Raw genomic sequence first — 3972 nt, 5'->3', positions numbered from 1 at the left:
CGAGGTGCTCTCCGGCGCTCAGCTCATAGCAGGGCGCGCCGGCATCGGCCGGTCGGTCAGCGCCGTGAACGTGATGACGGTGCCCGACATCGGACGGTGGGTCAGACACGACGAATTCCTCCTCGCGACCGGCTACCCCCTGCCTCGTGAGGGCGCAGGCAAGGGCCGGCTGCTGAAGGATCTGCACCGGCTCGGGTTGGCGGGGATCGGTATCAAACTCGATCGCTACATGCCCGAGCTCGGCCAGGAGATGATCGACGTCGCCGACCGGCTCGGTCTTCCCCTGGTCGTCATCCCGGAACGCATCCGCTTCGACGACATCCTGTCCCGGGCCTTCGGCATCATCGTCAACAGGCAAGCCGCCGCGCTGGCGAGAGCGCAGGAGATCCATCACTCCTTCCTCGAAATCACCCTTTCCGGAGGAGGCCTCGACGAACTGGCGCACAAGTTGTCGGCCCTGTTGGGCGACGCCAGCATCGTCATCACCGACCCCGTGGGTGTCGTCTTGACCCACGCAGGAGACCAGGCGCCGCTGGCCGAACTGCAGTTGCTGGCCGCCGATTCGGTCGACGTCGTAAAGCTCGATGGGCCGACGATGCACACCGACGAGCGGACCCAAAAGCGCTGGGCCGCAAGTGAGATCCGTGCGGGACGACTCCACCACGGCTACGTGATCGCCGTCGAAGGGGCCACGCCGTTCGGCGAGTTCAGCGTGGCGGCCGTCGAGCAGGCGGCAATCGTGGCCGCGCTCGCGGTGACGCGTGACCTTGCGGTCGGCGCCGTGGAGCGCCGCTTCGCGTCCAACGCGCTGTTCGAGCTGATCACCGGCAGCGAATTCGAAGCCGGCGAGCACAACACCTTGGGCTCGGGCCTCGGGTGGAACCTTGAGCGCGACATCGTCGTCCTGGTGGGCGGCAAGGAGGGCACGGCAGAGCGTTCACCGGCAAGCAAGCGGCAGTCCCGACTGGCCGATGACCGGGCCATCGAATTCTGGGCGTCGGCGGTGCGCAGCCGGGACCGGACCGCCGCGGCGGCGGGCCTTGGCGCCGAGCTGGTCGCGGTGATCGGCGCTGACGAGGACGGGCCCGCGGTCGCGCGGGCCGTCCAAGCCGAGGTCGCACAGTTCACCCATGCCGAGTACGCCATCGGCGTCAGCCGCAGTTACCCGGGGCCGGGCGGGATTGCCGTGGCGTATCAGGAGGCCCGCACCGCCCTGCGACTGGGCCACCGCGTGTCAGGGACCAGCGCGGTGACGGCGTACGGCGAGCTCGGCCTGTTCCGGCTCCTCGCGCAGGTCGGCGATGAGGAACTCCGCACCTATGCCGAGGAGACGCTCGGACCGCTGCTGCGTCTCGGCGACCCCGAGCGATCGGAGATGCTCCGCACGCTGGAAACGCTCATCGAACACAACATGAACATGGCCGAGGCGGCACGCCACCTGCACTACCACTACAACACGCTGCGCTACCGGCTGGCCAAACTCGAGCGGCTGCTCGGGCCGTTCAGTACCAGCACGCCGGTGGCCATCCAGGTGGGTGTTGCGTTGCAGATCACGGAGATGCAGAAGAGCCTCACGCCGCGCCCGAACTGACGGACCCGCTCGCCCTCAGTCCGGCCGCACGCGCGTGCTCAGCCGCGCCAGGAAGTCGGCAAGGCGATTTCGGGTCACGGCCCAGATCAGCGGGAAAACCTTGACCTCGCTTGATGTTCCAGCATCGACGGGCCGTGGCGCAGGTGCCGTCGCGGTCGTCGTGGCAGCCCCCGTCGCGACTGCGGAGGCACCATCGCGGCCGGGCCCGGTCTGCGGCTGACCGGACTGGGCCGGCCGTTCGATGCGTGCGCCGAGCTCACCGGCGAACTGAACGAACATCTGGTTCGAGACATCGCGGATGCCTCGGCCCAGTGAAGCAATGCGGCCGGTGAGATCGATGTCGGACACGACGTCGATCCGGGTGCCGACATCGGCGGGCGCGACCTGCAAATGCACGTGTGCCTGCACGGAGCCGGAGCCGCGTTTGTCGCGGCCGGTGGCGTCGAGCACCATCCGGTGCGCATCCGCGTCGCGCTCGACCACCGACGCCTTACCCGCGTAGTTCATCTTGAGGGGACCGATGGCTACGTGGAGCACACCTTCGTAACGGTCGTCGCCGAGGTCCCCGACGAGTTCGGCGCCCGGCATGCACTGCACGACGGCGGCGGTGTCCTGCAGGAACGCCCAGACAGCCTCCGGTGTGGCGTCGACCTCGGTTTGATGCTGAAGCTTCATGCGCGCCTTCCCTTCTCGTTCTGCTGCCCGGCTCGCCGGTCCAGCAGTGCCATCACCCGCTCGGCGGTGATGGGAAGCTCGGTGGGCCGCACGCCGATGGCGGCTTCCACCGCGCTGGCGATGGTGGCGGCAGGCGGGCCGATCGGCGGCTCACCGATTCCCCGCGCATTGAGCGGGCCCCGGCCTTCGCCGCTCTCGACGACGGCGACCCCGATGTCGGGCAGGTCCATCGACGACGGGATCAGGTAGTCGGCGAACAACGACGACAGCGGGTGCCCTTCATCGGTGACACAGTCCTCCATCAATGCGTAGCCGATGCCCTGGGCGGCGCCACCGATGATCTGTCCCTGCACCCGGGTCGGGTTGATCGCCCGGCCCACGTCGTGGCAGGCGGCGTACTTGAGCAGCCGGACGTCACCGGTCTCCAGGTCGACCTCCACCTCGGCGGCATGTGTGCCGAATGTGTAGTCCGGGAACGTGTGTCCCTGCCCGGTCTGCGGATCGAAGCCGCCGGAACGGGCGCGCCACGTGCTCAGCACCGCGGTGTCGACGCGCGCCTCGTTCGCCGCGCGCACCACCTCGGACAGACTCAGGCCGGTGTCGTCGTGGCTGGTGCGCACCATTCCGTCGGTCCATACCAGCGCGTCCTCGGGCACGCCCAACTCCTTTGCGGCAACCGGCGTCAGCTGGTCACGCAGCTTTCGCGCCGCACGCAGGATCGCATTGCCCGACATGTACAGCTGGCGGGTGGCGAAGGTCCCGCCTGCGGGCGGGTTGAGCGCGGTGTCGCCGATGTAGACACTGATGTCGACCAGCGGGACACCGAGGATCTCGGAGGCGATCTGACACAGACTGGCGGCCTGCCCGGCGCCCAAGTCGGTCACGCCGCTGCGGATCAGCAGCGTGCCGTCCGCTTGCAGCGTGACCCACGCGGCGGCGTGATCACGGAACCAGATGGTGCGACCGTAGGGCTGCATGCTGCCGCCGAAACCGCGCCCGACGACCTTGTTGGGGCCGCTGGGTTGGCTTGGCTCACCGAGCATTTCGAGTGCCGCATGCCGGGTCTGGGCGATGGCGACGGCGGTGGTCACCGGTTCACCCGCGGCCGTGAGATCGCCGCGCTGGATGTAGTTGCGGTCGCGTACCTCTTCTCGGCTGAGGCCGAGCGCGTTGGCCAGCGCGTCCATCTGGGACTCGTAGGCGAAGACGACCTGCATGGCGCCGAACCCGCGGAACGCGCTTGTCGGAACGTTGTTGGTGAAGACCGCTCGAGATGTGGCGCGCACCACCGGAACCCGGTAGGGACCCGTCGACAACGCCGCCCCGGCGAAGAGCACCCTGGCGCTGAGGCAGGGGTAGGCGCCCGCATCGCCGATGATGTCGGCGTCGACGGCCAAGATCTTTCCCTCCGCGTCGGCCGCGGTGCGGTAGTGCATGGTGAACGGGTGCCGCTTGGTGCTGGCCAGGATCGACTCCTGGCGCGACCAGATCATCCGCACCGGGCGGCGGGTCCGCCATACCAGCAATGCGATGTACGGCTCGACGGTCATGTCCTCCTTGCCGCCGAAACCGCCGCCCATGTAGGAGGCGATGACGCGTACCTGGCTCTGTGGCAGTCCGAGGATCGTGGCGATCTCGACCGCGTGCTCGATGACCTGCGTCGAGATGCGAAGGGTCACAACGTCGTTCTCCAGCCAGCCGACGCC

The 3972-nt window shown here is 68.5% G+C and carries 3 protein-coding genes; 1 reads left to right on the top strand and 2 read right to left on the bottom strand.

Annotation, left to right across the window (positions count from 1 at the left end):
• Positions 1–1591, top strand: a 1591-nt coding sequence (locus tag ACRDUX_RS08630; RefSeq protein ID WP_526412923.1) for a PucR family transcriptional regulator, incomplete at its 5' end; no start/stop codon positions are given.
• 15 nt (positions 1592–1606) lie between these two features.
• On the opposite strand, the gene ACRDUX_RS08625 is transcribed toward ACRDUX_RS08630, so the two are convergent.
• Both ACRDUX_RS08625 and ACRDUX_RS08620 read right to left on the bottom strand, forming a co-directional pair.
• Positions 1607–2266 carry an SRPBCC family protein gene (locus ACRDUX_RS08625; protein ID WP_526412921.1) on the bottom strand — a complete coding sequence of 220 codons (660 nt, stop codon included), beginning with the start codon at positions 2264–2266 and terminating at the stop codon, positions 1607–1609.
• Positions 2263–3972 (bottom strand): xanthine dehydrogenase family protein molybdopterin-binding subunit (locus ACRDUX_RS08620; RefSeq protein ID WP_526412919.1); only part of this gene is annotated, 1710 nt, incomplete at its 5' end. The genes ACRDUX_RS08625 and ACRDUX_RS08620, both read right to left, overlap by 4 nt.

It is taken from the genome of Mycobacterium sp., assembly GCF_050701675.1.
Lineage (GTDB): Bacteria > Actinomycetota > Actinomycetes > Mycobacteriales > Mycobacteriaceae > Mycobacterium.
Note: the sequence above shows the minus strand (reverse complement) of the source record. Positions and strands in the feature narration are given on the sequence as shown.